The 18,696-nt window shown below is 45.0% G+C and carries 14 protein-coding genes; 6 read left to right on the top strand and 8 right to left on the bottom strand.

Annotated elements, in window-relative coordinates:
- Positions 1-8: 8 nt before the first annotated feature.
- Complete coding sequence (locus AC5ZC7_RS10355; protein ID WP_496159379.1) at positions 9-3,074, bottom strand: SusC/RagA family TonB-linked outer membrane protein; 3,066 nt, start codon at positions 3,072-3,074, stop codon at positions 9-11.
- A gap of 636 nt (positions 3,075-3,710) precedes the next feature.
- On the opposite strand from AC5ZC7_RS10355, the gene AC5ZC7_RS10350 reads away from it, so the two are divergent.
- Positions 3,711-3,881, top strand: a complete 171-nt coding sequence (locus AC5ZC7_RS10350) for a class I lanthipeptide (protein WP_496159380.1) — start codon at positions 3,711-3,713, stop codon at positions 3,879-3,881.
- A 40-nt stretch (positions 3,882-3,921) separates the two neighbouring features.
- Here AC5ZC7_RS10350 and AC5ZC7_RS10345 read toward each other — a convergent pair whose 3' ends face one another.
- Genes AC5ZC7_RS10345 through AC5ZC7_RS10335 form a run of 3 tightly spaced genes read right to left on the bottom strand, consistent with a single transcriptional unit; the run spans position 3,922 to position 5,857 of the window.
- A complete protein-coding gene (locus AC5ZC7_RS10345) occupies positions 3,922-4,368 on the bottom strand; it encodes a GNAT family N-acetyltransferase (RefSeq protein WP_496159381.1) in 447 nt (148 codons plus the stop codon).
- Between the two features lie 29 nt (positions 4,369-4,397).
- Complete coding sequence (locus AC5ZC7_RS10340; RefSeq protein WP_496159382.1) at positions 4,398-5,138, bottom strand: YggS family pyridoxal phosphate-dependent enzyme; 741 nt, start codon at positions 5,136-5,138, stop codon at positions 4,398-4,400.
- Entirely contained in the window at positions 5,135-5,857 is a 723-nt protein-coding gene (locus AC5ZC7_RS10335) for an AAA family ATPase (RefSeq protein ID WP_496159383.1), read from the bottom strand. The genes AC5ZC7_RS10340 and AC5ZC7_RS10335 overlap by 4 nt, the downstream gene beginning before the upstream one ends.
- A gap of 205 nt (positions 5,858-6,062) precedes the next feature.
- On the opposite strand from AC5ZC7_RS10335, the gene AC5ZC7_RS10330 reads away from it, so the two are divergent.
- The 3 genes from AC5ZC7_RS10330 to AC5ZC7_RS10320 all read left to right on the top strand — a co-directional run bounded on the left by AC5ZC7_RS10330 (position 6,063) and on the right by AC5ZC7_RS10320 (position 8,362).
- Positions 6,063-6,527 carry a hypothetical protein gene (locus AC5ZC7_RS10330; protein WP_496159384.1) on the top strand — a complete coding sequence of 155 codons (465 nt, stop codon included), beginning with the start codon at positions 6,063-6,065 and terminating at the stop codon, positions 6,525-6,527.
- Between the two features lie 179 nt (positions 6,528-6,706).
- A complete protein-coding gene (locus tag AC5ZC7_RS10325) occupies positions 6,707-7,297 on the top strand; it encodes a helix-turn-helix domain-containing protein (protein ID WP_496159385.1) in 591 nt (196 codons plus the stop codon).
- Between the two features lie 15 nt (positions 7,298-7,312).
- Positions 7,313-8,362 carry a 2Fe-2S iron-sulfur cluster-binding protein gene (locus AC5ZC7_RS10320; protein ID WP_496159386.1) on the top strand — a complete coding sequence of 350 codons (1,050 nt, stop codon included), beginning with the start codon at positions 7,313-7,315 and terminating at the stop codon, positions 8,360-8,362.
- A gap of 62 nt (positions 8,363-8,424) precedes the next feature.
- On the opposite strand, the gene AC5ZC7_RS10315 is transcribed toward AC5ZC7_RS10320, so the two are convergent.
- Positions 8,425-9,720 carry a DUF3108 domain-containing protein gene (locus tag AC5ZC7_RS10315; RefSeq protein WP_496159387.1) on the bottom strand — a complete coding sequence of 432 codons (1,296 nt, stop codon included), beginning with the start codon at positions 9,718-9,720 and terminating at the stop codon, positions 8,425-8,427.
- Between the two features lie 211 nt (positions 9,721-9,931).
- On the opposite strand from AC5ZC7_RS10315, the gene AC5ZC7_RS10310 reads away from it, so the two are divergent.
- Positions 9,932-10,144, top strand: a complete 213-nt coding sequence (locus AC5ZC7_RS10310; protein WP_496159388.1) for a cation transporter — start codon at positions 9,932-9,934, stop codon at positions 10,142-10,144.
- A 78-nt stretch (positions 10,145-10,222) separates the two neighbouring features.
- Here the strand turns inward: AC5ZC7_RS10310 and AC5ZC7_RS10305 are convergent, their stop codons facing one another.
- The 3 genes from AC5ZC7_RS10305 to AC5ZC7_RS10295 form a co-directional block, all read right to left on the bottom strand.
- Complete coding sequence (locus AC5ZC7_RS10305; protein ID WP_496159389.1) at positions 10,223-11,140, bottom strand: DUF4249 family protein; 918 nt, start codon at positions 11,138-11,140, stop codon at positions 10,223-10,225.
- Positions 11,141-11,143: 3 nt separating this feature from the next.
- On the bottom strand, positions 11,144-13,582 hold the full coding sequence (locus AC5ZC7_RS10300) for a TonB-dependent receptor domain-containing protein (RefSeq protein WP_496159390.1): 2,439 nt from the start codon (positions 13,580-13,582) through the stop codon (positions 11,144-11,146).
- A 476-nt stretch (positions 13,583-14,058) separates the two neighbouring features.
- Positions 14,059-16,530, bottom strand: a complete 2,472-nt coding sequence (locus AC5ZC7_RS10295; RefSeq protein WP_496159391.1) for a DUF5686 family protein — start codon at positions 16,528-16,530, stop codon at positions 14,059-14,061.
- 245 nt (positions 16,531-16,775) lie between these two features.
- Here AC5ZC7_RS10295 and AC5ZC7_RS10290 point away from each other — a divergent pair, with 245 nt between their 5' ends.
- Positions 16,776-18,689 carry a histidine kinase gene (locus tag AC5ZC7_RS10290; RefSeq protein WP_496159392.1) on the top strand — a complete coding sequence of 638 codons (1,914 nt, stop codon included), beginning with the start codon at positions 16,776-16,778 and terminating at the stop codon, positions 18,687-18,689.
- The last annotated feature ends 7 nt before the right edge of the window (positions 18,690-18,696 follow it).

The raw sequence follows: 18,696 nt of genomic DNA, 5'->3' as shown, positions 1-18,696 counted from the left end.
AGCCTTTGTTAAAACGTAGCTCTTAATCCTAAGCTATAAGTAGAGGATACCGGGTAAACATTTGAATCATAGCCGGAAACCCCGTTATAAGAACTTATTTCAGGTGTAAAGCCGTTGTACCGGGTAAACATAAAAGGTCTGTCGGCGGTAGCAAATATTCTCATGGCTATCGGCGATTGTTTACCTATATCGAAATTATACCCTAGTTGAATGTTTTGAATACGGAGGTAGGCGCCACTTTCCACAAAGAAGGAATTACTTACTTTAAACCAGCTTTGTCCCAATGCATAAGCGGAAGGATAAGCATTTGTTGAGCCAGGTCCGGTCCAGAGGCTGCTGGCAAATTTTTCATCGAGGTTCAGGGAAGAAGATGCTTTGTAAAGTCTGCCCCTGTTCAGGTTGAATATTTTATTGCCGGATACTCCCTGGAAGGCAATGCTGAAATCAAACTTTTTGTACGTCAACCCAATGTTGAAGCCGTAGGTAAATTTAGGCAGGTAGTTGCCCATATTAACACGGTCTTTATCATCTAATATGCCGTCACCATTCTGGTCTTTATACTTAGGGAAACCAGGAAGAATAGGTGAAGAAGCAGTTTGATTAAAATTTTTCGCGATTGGGTCATTATCTATTTCCTGTTGCGTTTGATAAACGCCAATAAATTGATAACCGTAGAAGTAGTTAATCGGTTGTCCTACCAGGATGCGGTTAGGAAATTCTGCTGTCCACTCAGGGAAACCACCGGTTGAGCTGGGAAGCGTACCTAAGCTGGTTACCTTGTTTTTCAGTGTTGATATATTTCCACCGATGGAATAACCCACACTACCAATTTTATCATTCCAGTTCATTACTATATCCCAGCCGCTGTTTTCCATATCAGCCCAGTTACCATAAACGGTGGCGTAGGTAGACGAAATGGGTTTATAGAATGCTGCTCCCGTCGTTTTCCGGTTGTAGTAGTCAACCGAGCCTTTTAGCCGTCCTTTCAGCATTTCGAAATCAATACCTCCATCCCACTCTGTCACTACTTCCCAGGAAACATCCTGGAAGAAGCGGTTCACAGTATATCCAGGTATATAGTTCCCATTCGCTCCTGGTGTACTTCCGAAAATAGCGGAGTTGCTGTTGCCGGTTTGCAATTTGGCATAGCCTGCATTAGGATTTACCCCGTCATTTCCAAGACGGCCCCAGCTACCCCTGATTTTTAAGAAGTCGAACAGATGCTGTTGTTGCATAAATGCTTCCCTGCTGATCACCCATCCTAAACCCACGGAAGGGAAATAACCCCATTTGGTTTGGTATTTTGAGCTGCCATCTGCGCGGAAAGTGGCAGTCAGCAGGTATTTGTTGTCATAATCATACGTACCGCGGGTAAAGTAGGAAATACCGGCATTGCGGGTACCATCTTCCCCATAGTAGGCAACGTTTGGCCTACCCTGGCCGGCGTACCAGGCTTCTTCCAGGTTAGGCACGTCATCGGCTTCTGTACGGGTTTGGCGCCAGCGCTCTTCCCGGGTAGACTGTCCCAGGAGCAAACTCCAGTGATGACGTCCTATACCGTCTTTGTAAGTCACTAAGTTATCGAGTATATAGTTGGTGATCCGTTCCTGGATAGAAGTCAGGTGCGATACGGTTTTACCGGCGGCTGGTCCCTGGTTCATCTCCGGGCTGTACCTGGTTTCGAGCGATGATCCATAGATCTGGCTTAATTGAGACCGGATCGTGATTTTATTCTGCCAAAATCCTGCCTCTGCATATAAGGTCGGCAAAATCTGGAATCCTTTCGTCCGGTCATAGTGATAATACGCGGTAGCCAGGGCATTTTTATCATCCCCCCTTCCGATCACCGATGGCGCCGTGAATTTTACCGGGTAAGCATTCACGTTGGTACTGTCATACACCGGGAACAAAGGAGAGGCGGTATAGGCATTCAGGAATGCGGAGTTATCCGGGCTGAAAGTAGTGGAATTATTAAAGATGGCTGTCATACCCACTTTCAGCCAGCTAAATGCTTTCGCTTCCAGTTGCAACCGGCCATTATACCTTTTAAAGCTGTTCTGCGCATTCAAAATACCATCCTGGTAGGTATAATTCAGACCTAAGGAATAAGTTACTTTATCACTTCCACCTGAAACGTCAATACCATGGTTGGTGATCAGTGCGCTTTTTCTCAGTATCACATCATACCAGTCGGTGCTGGTAGTGGGATTGAGGCCGCTGCCACCAAATTTTTGGGACGATAGCAAAGCAGTACCGCTATCGGCCACGGAGCCTCTTTGTAGTGAAAACGCCGTATACTGTTTCCCGTTAGCCATTTTCAATACATTTGTGGGCCGTTGCATGCCTACATAACCAGTATAGGTAATCCGGCTTTTCATGTTGTTTTTTCCTTTCCTGGTAGTAATCAATACTACCCCATTGGCAGCACGCACCCCATAGATGGCGGCTGCGGATGCATCTTTTAAAACGGACATCTCCGCAATGTCGCCGGGATTCAGGAAATTAATGTCATTCACAAACATACCGTCTACTACATACAAGGGGTTCTCATTATTAAATGAACCTACTCCCCTGACGCGAACGTTGGGTACACTGCCTGGCGCACCGCTAGTGACCACCTGTACACCAGGTACGCTTCCCTGCAATGCTTCCATTGGCGTAGCAGTGGTACGTTTCATCATATTGTCGGTATTCACCGTGGTAATAGGCGCGGTCAGGTCCGCCTTCTTTTGGGTACCATACCCTACTACCACCACTTCATCTAAACCGGTGCGGGTAGGTTCCAGCTGTACATTCACCAGGTTACCGGTAATGGCCACTACCCGCCTGGAAAATCCAATGGCGGATATTACGAGAGAATCTGCACCGGGAGATACTGCCAGGCTAAATGCACCTACCTCATTGGTAGCCGTACCTATTACTGTGCCTTTTACACCTACCGAGGCGCCAATAACGGGTAGGTTCTTGTCATCTGTCACCGTCCCTTTTACCACTTTGCTTTGAGCATTGGCGGTAAAATGAATGATCATGAAAAGTAAAAGGGGGATAAAAATGCGGGTGTACTGTTTTTTCATACGCAAAATTTAGTTTTGGTCTCATTTCAAAAAATGAATCGTGGATAAACAAATGTAGGTTAGCTGTTAAGAAAATGTTAGAAATGCGGTACTTCATTACTACATCACATCGGCTAAATCTCAATATTTATAGGGTATTTGGCTACTACAGGGGTACTACATCAATGGTTACCTGGTTGAAGGGTGAATAAAACATGGTTCAATGTCCTTTTGTTTTGTTGCTGCTTTCTTCATGGTGATATTTTATGGACAGAAAATGGTTTCTTCCTTTAATAAGTGGCGCTACAACTTTCTCAATAAATTTAAAAAGAAAACCCTGCGGGTGAGGAAAGTCTAATTGAAAACAGACATGTATATAAAAGGGAAAGATATTATTGTTACTCGATATTACGATGAGGGAGGGGGAAGTCTGGATAAGAAAAAAGACCAACTTGTAGACGGACCAGTTGTGGCGTAATTCCATTCTACTTAGGGGGATATTATATTATAAGACAAGAGAAGCAGGCCCCAGGCAGTTTTTAGCAAAGCAAAGGTTTGTCTCTTACAAAATCCCCTTTTCACGGGATACTACGGCCCTGAATTATGCTGTACTTTACTAGTGCAGGTATTTCCCTGTCCACCTCAAATTAAAAAGCTATGAAAAAGAAAATGCAATTGCAGAAACTTGTTTTGAGCAAAAAAATTGTTGCACGATTGAGTCAACAACCAACCAACCATGCAGCAGCCTATCTGATTTCCGATCCAACTACAGAAAATCCCTGTGATCCAACACACAGCATGTTGTTGTGTAGTCGCAGAACCTGCTAAATTTTTTTCCGGGGTCATACACCCCGGAAAATTCATCTTACTAAGCCTTCCACCAGTTGTAATAATTGTGTTCATTGTCCAGCTCAAATCCTGTTCTGGGATACAGTTGATTGCCCACTGTATTTGTTTTCTCTGTTTCCAGTAACAAACCACAGGCATTGGTTTCCTCGCACCAGGCTTTGCAGCGGTCAATGATCATTACGGAAAGACCACGTCCCCGGTAGTTGGGGTCCACGAACAGGTCGCTCAACAACCACTGACGCTCGAGTTTTTTGTAATGAAACAGGGAGTAGAGCTGCGCAAATCCTACGGCCCTGCCATCTACCATCGCCAAAAAAGTATCTGATTCTCCGTTACTAATTCGTTCCCGTAAGAAATGCTTTCCCTTTTCGAGATCAGCAGGCTGCCGGTAAAAAATGCGGTAATGATTGAATAACTCCGCGAATTCATCGAGATGTTCCATCCCTGCTTTGACAATTTGTACCATTGCTTATGATTTAGTGTTTGAGTTACCGATCACTTTAATTTCATGGATTCATCCCAGTAATAGCTGTCAGGAGTAGGTCTTTGGCCAAATACCGCGGTGCCTACGCGAACAATAGTAGCGCCTTCTTCAATGGCGGTTTCCAGGTCGCCACTCATGCCCATAGAAAGCTCCTGCATGACTACGCGGGGAATAGCAGCGGCGCTGATTTGTTGTTGGAGTGATTTCAGGAGATGAAAACAGGCACGCACCTTTGCTGTTTCGGCGCTCAACAACCCGATGGTCATCAAACCTTTTATATGTAGTGTATCAAGGTGAGAAACCCGTTCTACCAGTTCCAGGGCGCTTTCCGGCGATACGCCGAATTTGCTTTCTTCCCCGGAAGTATTTACCTGTATCAGCACGTCCATTTGCCTGTTTTCCAGCAACAGCCGCTGGTGCAGTTTCTCCGCCAGTTCCAGGCGATCCATCGATTGTATACAGGTCACCTCATATTTCAGGATATCTTTGATTTTATTGGTTTGCAGGTGACCAATGAAATGATTTTCATGTGGAACGGCTTTTAAAGCATCGTATTTTTCTTTCAGCTCCTGCACTTTGTTTTCTGCTATCAGCGTACATCCGGCCTCCAGTGCTACTTTGATTCGTTCGGCGGGGACTGTTTTGGTGGCCAGCAACAACTTTACGCTATCTGTACTCCGTCCTCTACTGATAATCGCCTGCTGTATCCTGTTGTTGATGATCCGGAGATGGTGCAGGATTTCTTCGCTCATATGTTCACATTTTTTGTCGCAGACTCCAGGTGAGCAATTAAAGTGGTTTTCACCTGCGTCAGCACATCATCTTTGGCTTCTGCGAAAGAGATATCCATTTTCCGTTCTACCTGCCGCATATGCTCCGGGAAGCGGGACAACAACGTATCGTAATAAGTGTTCAACACCGCGGGAGCGGGCATCTCAAACGAAATGTTGAGCTGAAAACGGCGGAGCAGGGCTTTATCGATAATATGCACATGGTTGGTAGCACAGATCAGCAGGGCCTTTTCAGGGAAATAGTCAATCAGCTGAATGAGCGTATTCACCAGTCGCCTCATCTCTCCTACATCCCGGTCGTCATCGCCGCGGGCTTTGCCTATCTGGTCAAACTCATCTAAAAACAATACTGCCTTTTCCCTTGCGGCCTTGTCGAATACCGCTTTGATATTTTGGGACGTTTCCCCAATGCGGGAACAGATAATATTGCTGAGGTTTAATATAAACAGCGGCTTTCCCAATGCATGCGCGATGGCTTTAGCGGTGGTAGTTTTGCCGCAACCGGAGGCCCCGTGCAGCATGAGTTTATTATTAACCGGAAGCCCATATTGTTGCAGTTCCTGCACATAATAATGTTCCTTAATCAGTTGCTCAATTACTTTCCGCTTTTCTTCGTGCAGGAAAATATCCTCCAGGCGTGTTGTTTCCTTATCTGCAATAATGAGATCGTAAATATTCATGTTGGCTATCGTTCATTTTTTAAGTGACCGGATGATGTTTGCTGCATCATCATACCACAAATGTACGGGATCACTGGATGATGCAGGTGGTCCCATTTTTATAAAATAGGTAGTCCAGCGATAAAGGCTTATTGATTTATATCACTGTGTATTAGTGATAATACCGGCGCATATGACATATCCACATTAAAATGCCTACTTTAGGATGATGAAATGGTTTATTGTTTGCAACAGTTGCGGCGCCCGGGTTTCCGGACTACTAGATAACCAGGTAGCACTGGATTTTGCAGAAAAAGATGATCGTGCATTACTCTCAAAAGGGCAATATGGTATTAACAGCGACGGTGATTTCTACCTTTCTGTATCAGACAAACATCAGTTGTCTTATCATCATGATCTAAACAGAATGCAAGGGTGTTGCGGCCCCTCCCCCGATGGATTGCCTAATCTCGTATGTATTTGTAAATCAGCAATAGGCAGGGAGGTAACGGATTGTTATACGGCCCACTACGTAACACTGTACAAAAAAGGGGTAACAATAAAAGAAGATAGTAGCGGCCTACTGGCAGAGGTATTAAACCTACCCATTGCTGAAGAAATTAAATCCCAGTATGAGGTGCTAATTCAGTATGGAGAAATAAGCGCTGTATTAAAGGCGCTCGAAAAGTAAGTTTAAAAGTGGACGCGCAACACATATCATAAAAATACAATTTATTTAAAAGATAGGCCCATTAAGTATTTCCTTACATTGAAAAGTTAACCAGGCCAAATTATATAAACTTTCTCCTGAATTGTATAACAGGAACCATCCCGTATATCGGAGTTTTGTCCAGGCCCAAATTCAATATTATGCTAAGCAGCTATAAGATATTCATTAAAGGAATGGTATGCGACCGATGTATCCATACGGTGAAAGAAGCGCTCCTTGACCTGAACATACCCGTTACCGGCATTACGCTCGGGGAATTTACCACGGTTGCTGCGTTATCCGCGCCAGACATCGCCGCTGTTGGAGAAAAGTTGCAGCCGCTGGGGTTTTCCCTGCTGGAGGACCGGAAAACCAAGCTGGTGAGAGATATCAAGGCGCTGGTGGAGAAGGTTTATTCGGGGTCATACGACTTCCCGGAAAACTTCCGGTTTTCACAGTTGGCGGCAATTACAATGCGGAAAGACTATGACTTCATCAGCAATACTTTTTCGGAACTAGAAGGCATTACCCTGGAGAAGTACATCATCGCGTACCGTACGGAGAAAGTAAAAGAATTCCTGGTATATAGCGATGAAACGCTGGCTGACCTGGCATTCAGACTGGGCTATAGCAGCGGCGCGCATCTTTCCCGGCAGTTTAAAGATCAAACCGGCCTCAATACCTCTTACTTTAAAGAAATCAGGAAATCGAAGGAAGCCCTGTCACATCAAACAGGCGGGCCTACCCATTAAAAACAACGAACCAACATGAACGATATACAGATCTGGCGTACAGCGCAGATTATCCCGGAAACTGCATCTGCAGTAACCATCCGGTTTGATACAGGCGGTCAGCCTTTTATATACCAGCCGGGGCAATTTATCAATCTTACTTTAATCATCCACGATAAGGCCGTTACCCGGTCTTATTCTTTAAGCTCCGTACCCGGTAAGGATCCACAGCCCGCCATCACTGTAAAAGCAGTGGCAGGCGGAATCATGAGTAATTATATCCTTACACAGGCAGCCGAAATAAAAGAGTGGTCCGTTACCGGTCCCTTTGGCTCCTTCGTACCTGCGGAAGCTACCTGGTCGGCCCAACATATCGTACTGCTGGCTGGCGGAAGCGGTATCACGCCGCTGTATAGTATTGCGCGCTCGATAGTAGACAGTTCTCCCGACACCAACGTTACGCTTATCTATGCCAACCGTACGCATGCTGAAATTATATTCAGGGAAGATATCACCACCTGGCAGGAAAGCTATGCCGGCCGCATTCAGGTGCACCACGCGCTTTCCGCGCATGATGGCGCAGACATACCCAACCTGGTCAAAGGACGTTTGAATAAGCTGGTGACCCGCAAGCTGATCAAGCAAAAAATAGAAGCACCACACACGGATGCGCATTATTTCATTTGTGGCCCCACCGGGTTGATGAAAATGCACCAGGAAATGCTGGAAGCCATGCAGGTACCGGCAGAGCATATCTTCCTGGAATGGTTTTCTCCCGAACCTATCAAAGCCGATGAAGTATTACCGGCAACACCCCAGGAAGTACTTCTTCATTTTTACGAACAATCCAACCTGTTGGATGTAGACCCAGGGAAAACCATATTGGAAGCGGCGCTGGAAGACAGAATACCGCTCCCCTATTCCTGTAGAGGCGGTACCTGCGGCGTTTGTACGGCAAAGCTTACTGCCGGGAAAGTCAAAATGCGCCATAACTATGCACTAAGACCTTCCGATATCGACGATGGAATGATTCTGCTATGCCAGAGTTTTCCGCTTACAGCAGATGTTACCGTGGAAATAGGATAAACACAACGGCCATACGAAAATAATCCGTATGGCCGTTTATATTAAGGCTTACCAAACACCCATCAACGTACATCTTTCAAATTAATATCCACTTTATCGCCATCCTTGCGGATAGTCACCTTTTCTTCTATTTCAGCTGTTGCCCCTGACGCGCCACTGGCGGAGTTATAAATAGGCGTAGAAGATAATACCGCCCCGCTCGGATGTACTAAATTAGAGGTGCCTGCATAATATTGATAAGAATACCGGTGCGTATATCCGAAAGTGGTCCACAAGATATATTCGCCGGGCATTAAATTCGTAAACTCGAAGTGGCCTCTATCATCATATACGGTTGTTTTCTTAATACAACCGGCCACGTTAGGATCGATAGGTACTTCCTGCACTTTATTACGCTTCCGTATTTTTTTATTCACGGCTTTCCATTCTTCCAGGTAATCCGAATTAGGGACAAGGTATACTGCCGTACCTTTGGGAGCAAATTGTGCTTTCTGGATATTCACCACCGCAATACTCCTTTGGTTGTGATCCCTGGCGAAGGCCGTACCTGTAATCACGCTGTTGCCGTTTTCTATCTTCCTTAAATTTTCTTCTTTGTTAAATTTGCTTTCAATAGGCTGGTAATCCAACTCCTCATTGACACAAATTTCTGTGGTGCCGCCACCTACGGGCATTTCCCTTTGCCAGATTCTATGGTCTTTCTTATCGATGATATAGGTGTAAATCGCGCCGGAGGATTCTTCCAATACACTCACCAGCCAGCTTTCATGGTTGCCGGTTTTAGGGGAACGCTGTACATAACTTTTCACCTCCTTTATAATGTAATTAGACAATAAGCTATCGGGATTGTCTGTATAATAAAATTCCGGTACCATGGCTTTATACCCTACATCCAGCGGCAAAGCGGTGAAGAAAATTTCCGACACATTAAAATCAACAAACTTCCCGGCAGGTTTCATCGATATTGACTTATCCTTACCACCTTTCAGGGAGTGATCTTTACCAGTAACAGTTGTTCCGAAATTCAATGCAAAAACGTTTTTCAGCCCTTCAGACTTATAGCTGACGGGGCTTAATGTTTTGGCATCTGCCACAGATGTTCTTTTCCGGTACCATTGATCTTTCTCATCTTTGTAGTCCGCTACAAACGTCAATTCATTTCCTGAAATGGCGATCTCGTTTGTATAACTCCCTTTTTTTGTCCAGGTATCCCCTTTGACATAATAGATCGTGTACAATGATTTTCCGGGTTTCAAACGAGTGGTATTAACGTCCGGGTGGCCGGGTAAAACAGTCTTCTGGGCGAAGCTGGCAAATGGCAACAATAGCAGTAATACAGGTTTTAATGAAATTTGCATGAAGTCCTTATTTCTTACCAAACAATAATAATAACCCCTATCCCGACTCATTTTATGATCGTTGTGATTTTAAAGGTTTTCGAGATATGGCTGGCAAAAATAAGCATAAATAGATAATTATATAAAACATCGCCTCTATAGTGTAACACCACTGCCCACGCCGGGATGTAATTTTACATCATCAATCAGCAAATAATTAAAAAATATAATCATGGAAACAGTACAGTTCAAAACAAACATTAAATGTTCAGGTTGCATCGCCGCAGTTACACCGGCATTAAATGAAGTAGTAGGCGCCGATAACTGGGAAGTAGATTTGCAAAGTCCGGACAAATTATTGGTGGTGGCTACCGATAAGGCAGGAAAAGCTGAAATACAACAGGCGATTGAAAAGGTGGGATATAAGGCGGAAGTGGTGGCGTAAATAGAACGGCCATACGAAAATGATGGAGTTCGTATGGCCGATTTTATGGTTCATTTGTGATCATTAGAAATTACGCCACTACTTAATCACATGCTTCCTGGTACTCACCCCAAACCCGCTAAAACACCCTACTACATTACTTCCCCGTATATTACTCTTCAACACCACCGGCGTAGAAAACGGACCACTATTAGCCTTGGCTTTATTAAAACTATCCCAGAAATCATATACCGGACGTTCTACACTCACGAGGTAGTAAGCCACGGTATCCCCCACAGGCATAACAGCGGAATGTGTGATATGTATGGCCTGTCCGTTTACCAGTTCATCTGTATTGGGCAGATACCTGTCCGTACCAAGTGCACCCCATCCAAAGGTGTTTTTGGTGTAGCGGTTTGCCCAGTAATAAATCTGTGCATTACCAAGTGTGTCTGGATCGGTGTAATGTACGGTGAGCCGGGCACGTACCCTTCCGGAATCGTCTTTAAATGGTGTAGTATTGGTAAGACTATCAATCGGTACCGGAACAGGCAAAGAAGTGATGGCGGTATATTTCTTTCCTTCGGACACAATTTCAAGCAGGTAAGATTTTCCAGGCTTACCTATTAAGGCATTAGCTGAGTCGGTAATAAGCCTGGGATCAAAGTATACTCCCGGCACATACAGGGAGTGCATGGCAGGCATTTTCCCTTCTTTCATCGTTACTTTACCAGCAGTGTTCCATTGATATCCTCTTCCTTTTTCGAACACTCCTTCTGTAATGGTAACCGTTGCTTTTTCTACAGCGGTATTAGCAAATTGGGATTCCGTAAAGTTGACGGTTTTGCCGATGATAATATAGTTGTAGGAACGAAGACCGTTGTTGATATATCCCTCCACCACCAGCATAGGCGGTGTTCTATCCAGTTGGAGATCTATATTCTTCTCACAGGAAGAGCAGAGAAGCAATGATAGTAAAACAAAAATATAGCCGTTGAAGTTATTTGATTTTTTCATACATCAGAAATTAAAATTCCACGAAATGCCTGGCAGAATGGGAAACAGTATCACCTGTTTGCCTTGTATGGTTTGTTTTTTTTCATCCACATCCACATAAATGAAGTAGGGATTACTACGATTGTATACGTTATAGACACTCAATATCCAGCTACTTTTAAACCGCCGGGTACTTTCCGGATTGGGCGTGAAAGTAACGGAGAGGTCGAGGCGATGATATGCCGGCATACGATAGTCGTTGACTTTGCCATAGCGGTCGATATTGGTGAATACCGGTACATCATTCCTGAAATTATACCCCAGGTTATAACCGAATCTACCGTTGGGCATCGTGAGCGCATTGCCGGTACTGAATACAAACAAGCCGGCAAACAACCACTTCTTTGACAGTTGATAATTGGCCACTACGTTGAGATCATGCGTGCGGTCGTACCGGTAAGGAAATGGTTTGCCGCCGTTCAAAGCAGGAAATGTGCGTTCAGTACGACTCAGTGTATAGCCGATCCAGCCGGTGAATGGCCCGGTTTTTTTCTTGAAAAGCAATTCCAGTCCATATGCTTTCCCGGTACCAAAAATCATTTCACCTTCTATGTTCTGATTGAGGAGCAGTTGGGCGCCAGGCATGAATTCAAGTTCGTTGTTCATTTCTTTGTAATAAGCTTCCGCACTGATTTCATAGCCTTTAGAGAGATCTTTGTAGAACCCTGCCGCCACCTGGTCTGCTACTCCTGGTTTTATCAGGCGGCTAACGGGAATCCACAGGTCGCTCGGGAAAGTGGCAGCGCTGGTGGTAGCCAGGTGCAGATACTGTACCGTACGGGTATACGAAAGCTTTATACTTGTTCCCGGATCAAAGAGATACCGCATAGCCAGACGAGGTTCAGGATACATGTACTTCGCTATCCTCGCCCCTTTTCCATATTTAATGGTTTTACCGGTAGGAACGCCGTCTTTCCCATATACCACCACATCTTTAGGGCCTACCTGGTCGAAGTAACTTCCCCGTATTCCTGCCAGGATGTTAAACCGGTTACTGATGTCCCATTCTGCGCTGAGATAGGCGGCGGCTTCCCGGCCGTATTGTTTATTGATCTTTGATATAAATTCCTGTTCTCCGGCGCTGGTATTACCTGCACCGGGCTTAAACTGATGCCAGGTACCTTGCCAGCCGGCTTTTAATTTAAGCTGATTAGTGGGGATATACATCCAGTCATTCCTGACCTGGTAGTCTGAAAGACCTGATGAAAACAGCATTCCATCAGTAATATAGGTAATGCTGCTACCAAGCTCAAAAGAGTTGTGGGACAGCGATAGCTCCTGTTGGATTTGTCTACTGATTTGAGATTTCCAGGTAACACCAGCGAGGGTGTTTCCCCAATTTGCTTTAAAACGACGATCCCTTCCATTGGATTCATCTTTTTCGTAGTTGAATTTGTCTTTGCCCGTATAGAAATTCAGGGAGATACTGTTAGTGCTGTTTAATTCAACATTCAGTTTAGCATTAACATCATAAAAATAATATCCATTTTCGCCCATTGTCTTTGGCGCCGCCCATCGGGCTACCTGGTCAATATACGTGCGGCGGGCACTGATAATAAAGGATGATTTTCCTTTTGAAAGGGGGCCTTCTACTGTTAGGCGGGAAGAAATCAGTCCTATAGCACCATTGAAATGAAGAGAGTCTTTATTCCCTTCCCTGGAGGCAACAGCAATCACACTGCTAAGTCGCCCACCATATTCGGCAGGCATCCCACCTTTAATAACGGATATGCTTTTAACAGCATCCCCATTGAAAATACTAAAAGCCCCCAGCAGGTGAGTAGGATTATACACCGTAATGCCATCCATCAGTACCAGGTTTTCATCGGGGCCGCCGCCTCTCACATAGATACCACCGGCATCTCCGGCATTTTTAATGCCGGGCAGCAACGTTGCGGACTTTAGTGGATCAACTTCCCCAAACAGTGCGGGCATTTTTTTTAACTGCTCAATATTGAGGAAATGCGAACTCATCTGGTTGAGTTGCTGTATCCGATTGGCCTCAATGGTAATTGGTTTGAGCTGTTGGTTACTTTTTAACAGTATAAAAGAAATAGTGGTATCACTGTTCAGCTGGATTTTTTGTGTGCTGCCGGCATAACCAATAGCATTCACGGTAACCTGGTACTGACCTGGAGAAAGCCGTAACAATGCGTTACCAGTTGAGTCCGTAACAGAAGTGACTGCGCCTGCCTTAATACCGGCATTAATACCCTGCCGTTGTTGATCAGTTACACTTACCTTGAGTACGGTCGACTGGCCATAAGCATTCAGTCCTCCAAATAACAAAAATAAAAAGTTCCACTGTCTGATTCGAATGGTTTTCCGCCTGTTTACCATTTTCAGGAGATTATGCTGGTTTACAGAAAGCTCAATTTCATTGAGCACATGTAGGTTTTTCATGATGATCATTTCGCGATTACATAGTGTAAACTGATTGAAGGTTTTTCAGGTATTATTTAATAAGATGTCAATTTGGGGAATGTAACGATACAAAGGAATGATGTGTCCATCTGCATTAATGCCATCAGGCCACTACTGCCACCTGACATGCATACAATAACTGATCATTAATGCGAATGGTGAAAGGCGATAGAAAATAGGACCATCAATAGCCGTAACTATTGTGCTGCTTAAAATCCGGTACGCCCTGGTATTACTATTTGATATGGTTTAATACGGATACTTCGATATGGTTTATGATAATGGCGTTCCCGATATCAACGCTACGGCATTCAACAATAATTACGCCAGAATGGTGGAGGTTGGAATTAATTTTCTTTTATCATTTATCTGCAAAAAATAGCATCGTTAATATAATAAAAAAAGGGTTGCATCGTTAAACACAACCACTGCCTATTTCGTCAATAAAGCCTTTATCAAAACTGTAACCGGAAACTACCAAACAATCCGAAGCCATTATTATGCGAAGCGGCTGTTGGCCGCGGATAAATCCGCCACACTGCATCCACCCGGAAGAACCGGAAAATATTATCGAAACCGGTACCTACTTCCGTATATACGTTTCCTTTAAGAGAGCGCATACCATAGCTACCAAACTCCATGTGGTTATACACCCGGTTGTTGTAAGACAGGTCTCCGATCACCGACTTCACATTCCAGAACTGACGTACACCGGTTCTGCGCATGAATGGCAACAGGTTCAACAATTTCCCGTTGAAGTTATGTTCTATGTTCACGCCTGCGTAGCGGTCGCTAAAAAATTCATATTTTCTCATCAGGCTGAACGCTTCTTTATTGTAATAATAGGTTTCATTTCCCGGATGCATCTGCAACAACATAAAAGGCAAACGATCAGTGAAGATCCGGCCGGCATACACCATGTAATTCACCCTTCCCCAGCCAGGCAGCGGGAACTGCTGCCGTACACTGAAACTGACTTTCTGATATTGATATTTCCCATCGAACATGCCGGTTGGTGCAAAGGCATACGCTAATTCCGTTACCGGCAGATTGCTGCGCACCCGTCTTACTTTACGGAAGGTACGTACCTCTTTCTCTCCCGGCGCAAAGCGGAATTTCAACTGCAGTTCCGTATTCACCACTTTCCCCTTTTCTTCCGGCAGGAATAATTTATGCGATGGCAGCGGATCGAACGTCGTGTAGCAACTACGGCTGACGGTTCCCTGTAGCGAGAACTGCTGGGGGAATTGTTTAATCACAGACAAGCTGGCATCTGCTTCCCGGATAAACTTCTGCGGAATACCACGGCGGCGGACCAGCTGCCCGAAAATATTATCCAGCGATACCTGTTCCCCATTAAAGCCCTTCTGATTATTATCCAGGTCATCTTTGTAAAAGGCCATTGCCTGCCAGCCATTATCACCCGGCGAGGTGTAGGTCACCGCCACGCTGCCTTTCAGCGATTCGTCTTTCATACCATAGGCGAGGTAACCATTTAACCGCCAGTTGCGGCTGAATGCGGCGGTGGTACCCAAGTCAAACCGTACCCGCGGGCCTTCCACCCGGTTACGGCTCACCCACTTATACCATGGGCCGATTTCTACTTTTCCCAGTTTGATATGCCCATCCAGGAGAAATGTAACGGTATTATTCAACCGCTTAAAAGAAGGCATGGATTTCAGTGTATCCACTAACGTTATAGCATGTATTTCGTTAGGCGTCAATGTTTCTGGTCGATGGCGCTCCAGGTATTGTTTACCTGAGGCGAGCGCGCTGTCCTTTATCACCACTTCTTCTTTTCTGCGGTTGGCGTTAATTTTTTCGGTGATAAAGTCCTGGTTAGTGGCAATGTGATTATACAAGGTGGTTTTGCGGCCAATAAAGGTCGTCCTGTCTTTGCCCAGGGGCGCCAGTTCCACGATAAAACGGTCTTTTGCCACCACCCATTCTTTCTCTTTGTATTGGGAAAATTCCTGGATGATATCCAGCCTTTTTACGAAATTGATGTCTACTGCACCATTCACGGACATACTGATTTTCTGTATCGCCCAGGTAGACGCCTGTATCCAGCAGTCGCCGGCAAACAGGTTCTCCCCTTCCCGGCGCGGGGTAAAAGCGAGGTGGTAATACGGTTCACCATGCAGGATAACGGTGTCCAACCCTTTGTAGTGGTAATACCGGTCGCCCACACTCCCCACCGGGCTAATAAACTCGCGACCAAAGATATACAGGGCGTTTTGATAGCTATTGATTTTTTGGTTAATGCCACCCAGGTATTGCATCACCGACTCGTTTCGGATACCGCTGGTATTGAGCGCCCGGATCTCCTCCCTGATACTGGGAGGGCTGCCTGCGGCGTAATAGTCCGAAACAGATTCACTGAGGAATACCGGTAGAAAAGGCCGTTGCTCTGAGGTAGTATCAATCTGGCGTCCAACAAAAGCATAGGGCTTCATGAGCCTCGACTTTTCCCAGCGCTGCTTGTTGATATTGGATAGATCTATTTCCAGTTTATTATAGAGCTCTGCATAATAGTTTTGATAGTGCGCCGGAGAGTTTTTTTCTTTATGGGCCACTATCTGTCGCCACCACACCAGCCCCTTATCCAGCTTAGCCTTCACCTCTACGCTCATTTTTATGGTGGCTTCCAGTTGTATCAGCAACGGCGATACCTGTGTGGCGGCCCACGGCAAGGCTTTCACATCATAGCCCACATAACGCACAATCAATGTGTCGTTTTTCCTGGGACTGCTGGCAAGCTGAAAGTAACCCGCGCTATCGGTCATTACGCCATAGCCGGCAGCTTTCCAATAAACAGTAGCGAATGGTAGTGGTTCTTCCGTGAACTTATTCACCACCCGCCCGTTGGCAGTAGCGGTAGTTTGTGCACAAATCTGTTTAGCCGATAATAGTAAACAAAAAAACACGACCCAGCCCTTGCAAGTACAGATAAAGGTTTGCGGCATCAAATAAACAGTTGTAGTATTTATAAGACGCCTGTTTTTCCATCTCCCCCCATTTGAGGGTCAAAAAAGGGAGGAAAGGAGTAAGCGATAGGCCAAAAGAACTGATACTGAAACGAATGCAAAAAATATTTCTATATTTGCCCACTGCTATAGTGATAGTTGCCATGTAGCTGTCCTTCAATCACCAACCATGTCTGTAATTTAGTATGAAGCATATATACCGACCATGTATTGCCATTGTTTCCTTCATGGTGCTGTTATGCCTGTATACAGGCTGCTCACAGCCAACCGGACCGAAAGAAAAATCAGTACGGGCCGTTACAAATTGGCCGGATACCGCTTTCCTCCAGTTGATTCTTTCACAGGATACACTCGGAAGGCCGGTGATGGCAGATACGGTAAAAACCATCCTGGCGGCACTGGAGAAGAAAAAAAATAAAGAGGAAGATCCGTACTATAACTATTTCAGGGGCTACCAGTATGAATTGAAAAAGCAATTCGACAGTGCCTTGTATTATTATAAGCTGATGGAGCCTTCCCCGAAAGATTCCCAGCTGGCAGCACTACAGGACTTTTCCATACTGAACCTTACTACGGAAGCGACCAATATTACCAAGGCGGAACTGGCAGCGCAATTGCTGGAAGCAATAAAAAAGGCAGAACGGAATAACAGTATATTCCGGTATCGCCTGTACGATTTAATGGCCAGGTCTTATTACACCAATGGAAACATTGCCAAATCTGTTGCTTATACCCGGTTATATTATAATAACAATCCATTTAAGGAGCATCCAATCATACGGCAGCGCTACTTTGATATCTGCTTTATGCTGACTGCCAGGTTGAGCGATCTCAACGGGATGCAGCGTTACCTGGATAGTGCCCGTCGGTTTGCGGTCCTGATTGCAGACAGTATGGCCCTGGTCCGTACTTTTGATTATGAGGCCCAGATATATTCCCGCAAAGGAGAATTTGCCCAATCCACCACCTGTGAGAAGGTATATTTTAATTATATGAAGGCGCACGATCGCCTGAATACCATTGTTTTTAATAATCTCGCCACCAGCTTTGTAAGAAATAACCAGCTGGATTCCGCGATCTATTATTATAACGCCTGTATTGACTGGGCGGCCAAAAAGGAGCAGTCGGCCAATCTTTTTTCTGTATACGAGGGATTAACAGAAGCCTACCGGAAAAAAGGGGATTACAAGAGTGCCCTTGCCTCCTTCCATCAGTCTTTTGAGATTTTCGCAAGAAATATCGACTCTATTGAAGCCTCCAAAATTGAGGAACTACATACCCGCTACCAAACGGAGAAAAAAGATCAGGCCATCGCGGCATTGAAAACCACGAATGCATTAAATAAAAAAATTATCTCACAACAACGCTGGATATTTATAGTCATCTGCAGTTTGCTGGTGATGATCGGGTTTTTCATTTATACCGCCTACCGGCAACGTTTACTGAAAGAGCAACATGAAAAACTGCTGATTGATAATAAACGATTGCTGCTGGAACAAAAAACCAGGCAGATGCAGCTGAATCCTCATTTCATTTACAATGCGGTGGCCAACCTGCAGGGACTTATCAGCAGCGACCGGAAACAGGAGGCCAACGCTTACCTGGTGGCTTTTTCAAGGCTGATGCGCAATATTCTTGAACTGAACCGGGAAGATTTTATTTTGCTGGAAGAAGAAATTGCCTCTCTTGATAACTATATCAGGCTGCAACTAATGCGCTTTACCGAAATGTTTGACTACCGGATCGATGCCGGTGAATTAGATGTTTCCGATATATTAATTCCTCCCATGCTCATACAACCCTTTGTGGAAAATGCGATTGAGCATGGGTTTAAAACCACCGGTTACAAAGGGCTGTTATTGATTACCTTCCGCCAACAGGAAAAACTACTGGTCATTACCATAGACGACAATGGCGTGGGAGATAAAAGTCAAACCAGCCAGAACAAGGAAAAGAAATCACTATCGCGGATTATCGTACAGGAACGCCTGGATTTACTCTTTAATAAAGAACGGCAGCTGGCCTTTTTTTCCTGTAGCCCTAAACCGGAAGGCAGCGGCTTTGTTGTAATCGTAACCATTCCCTTAATAACAGCTTAAAAACAGC

This window comes from Chitinophaga sp. 9-1-y (genome assembly GCF_059511905.2).
The sequence above is the reverse complement of the archived record's forward strand: the minus strand, read 5'-3'. Positions and strand labels throughout refer to the sequence as shown.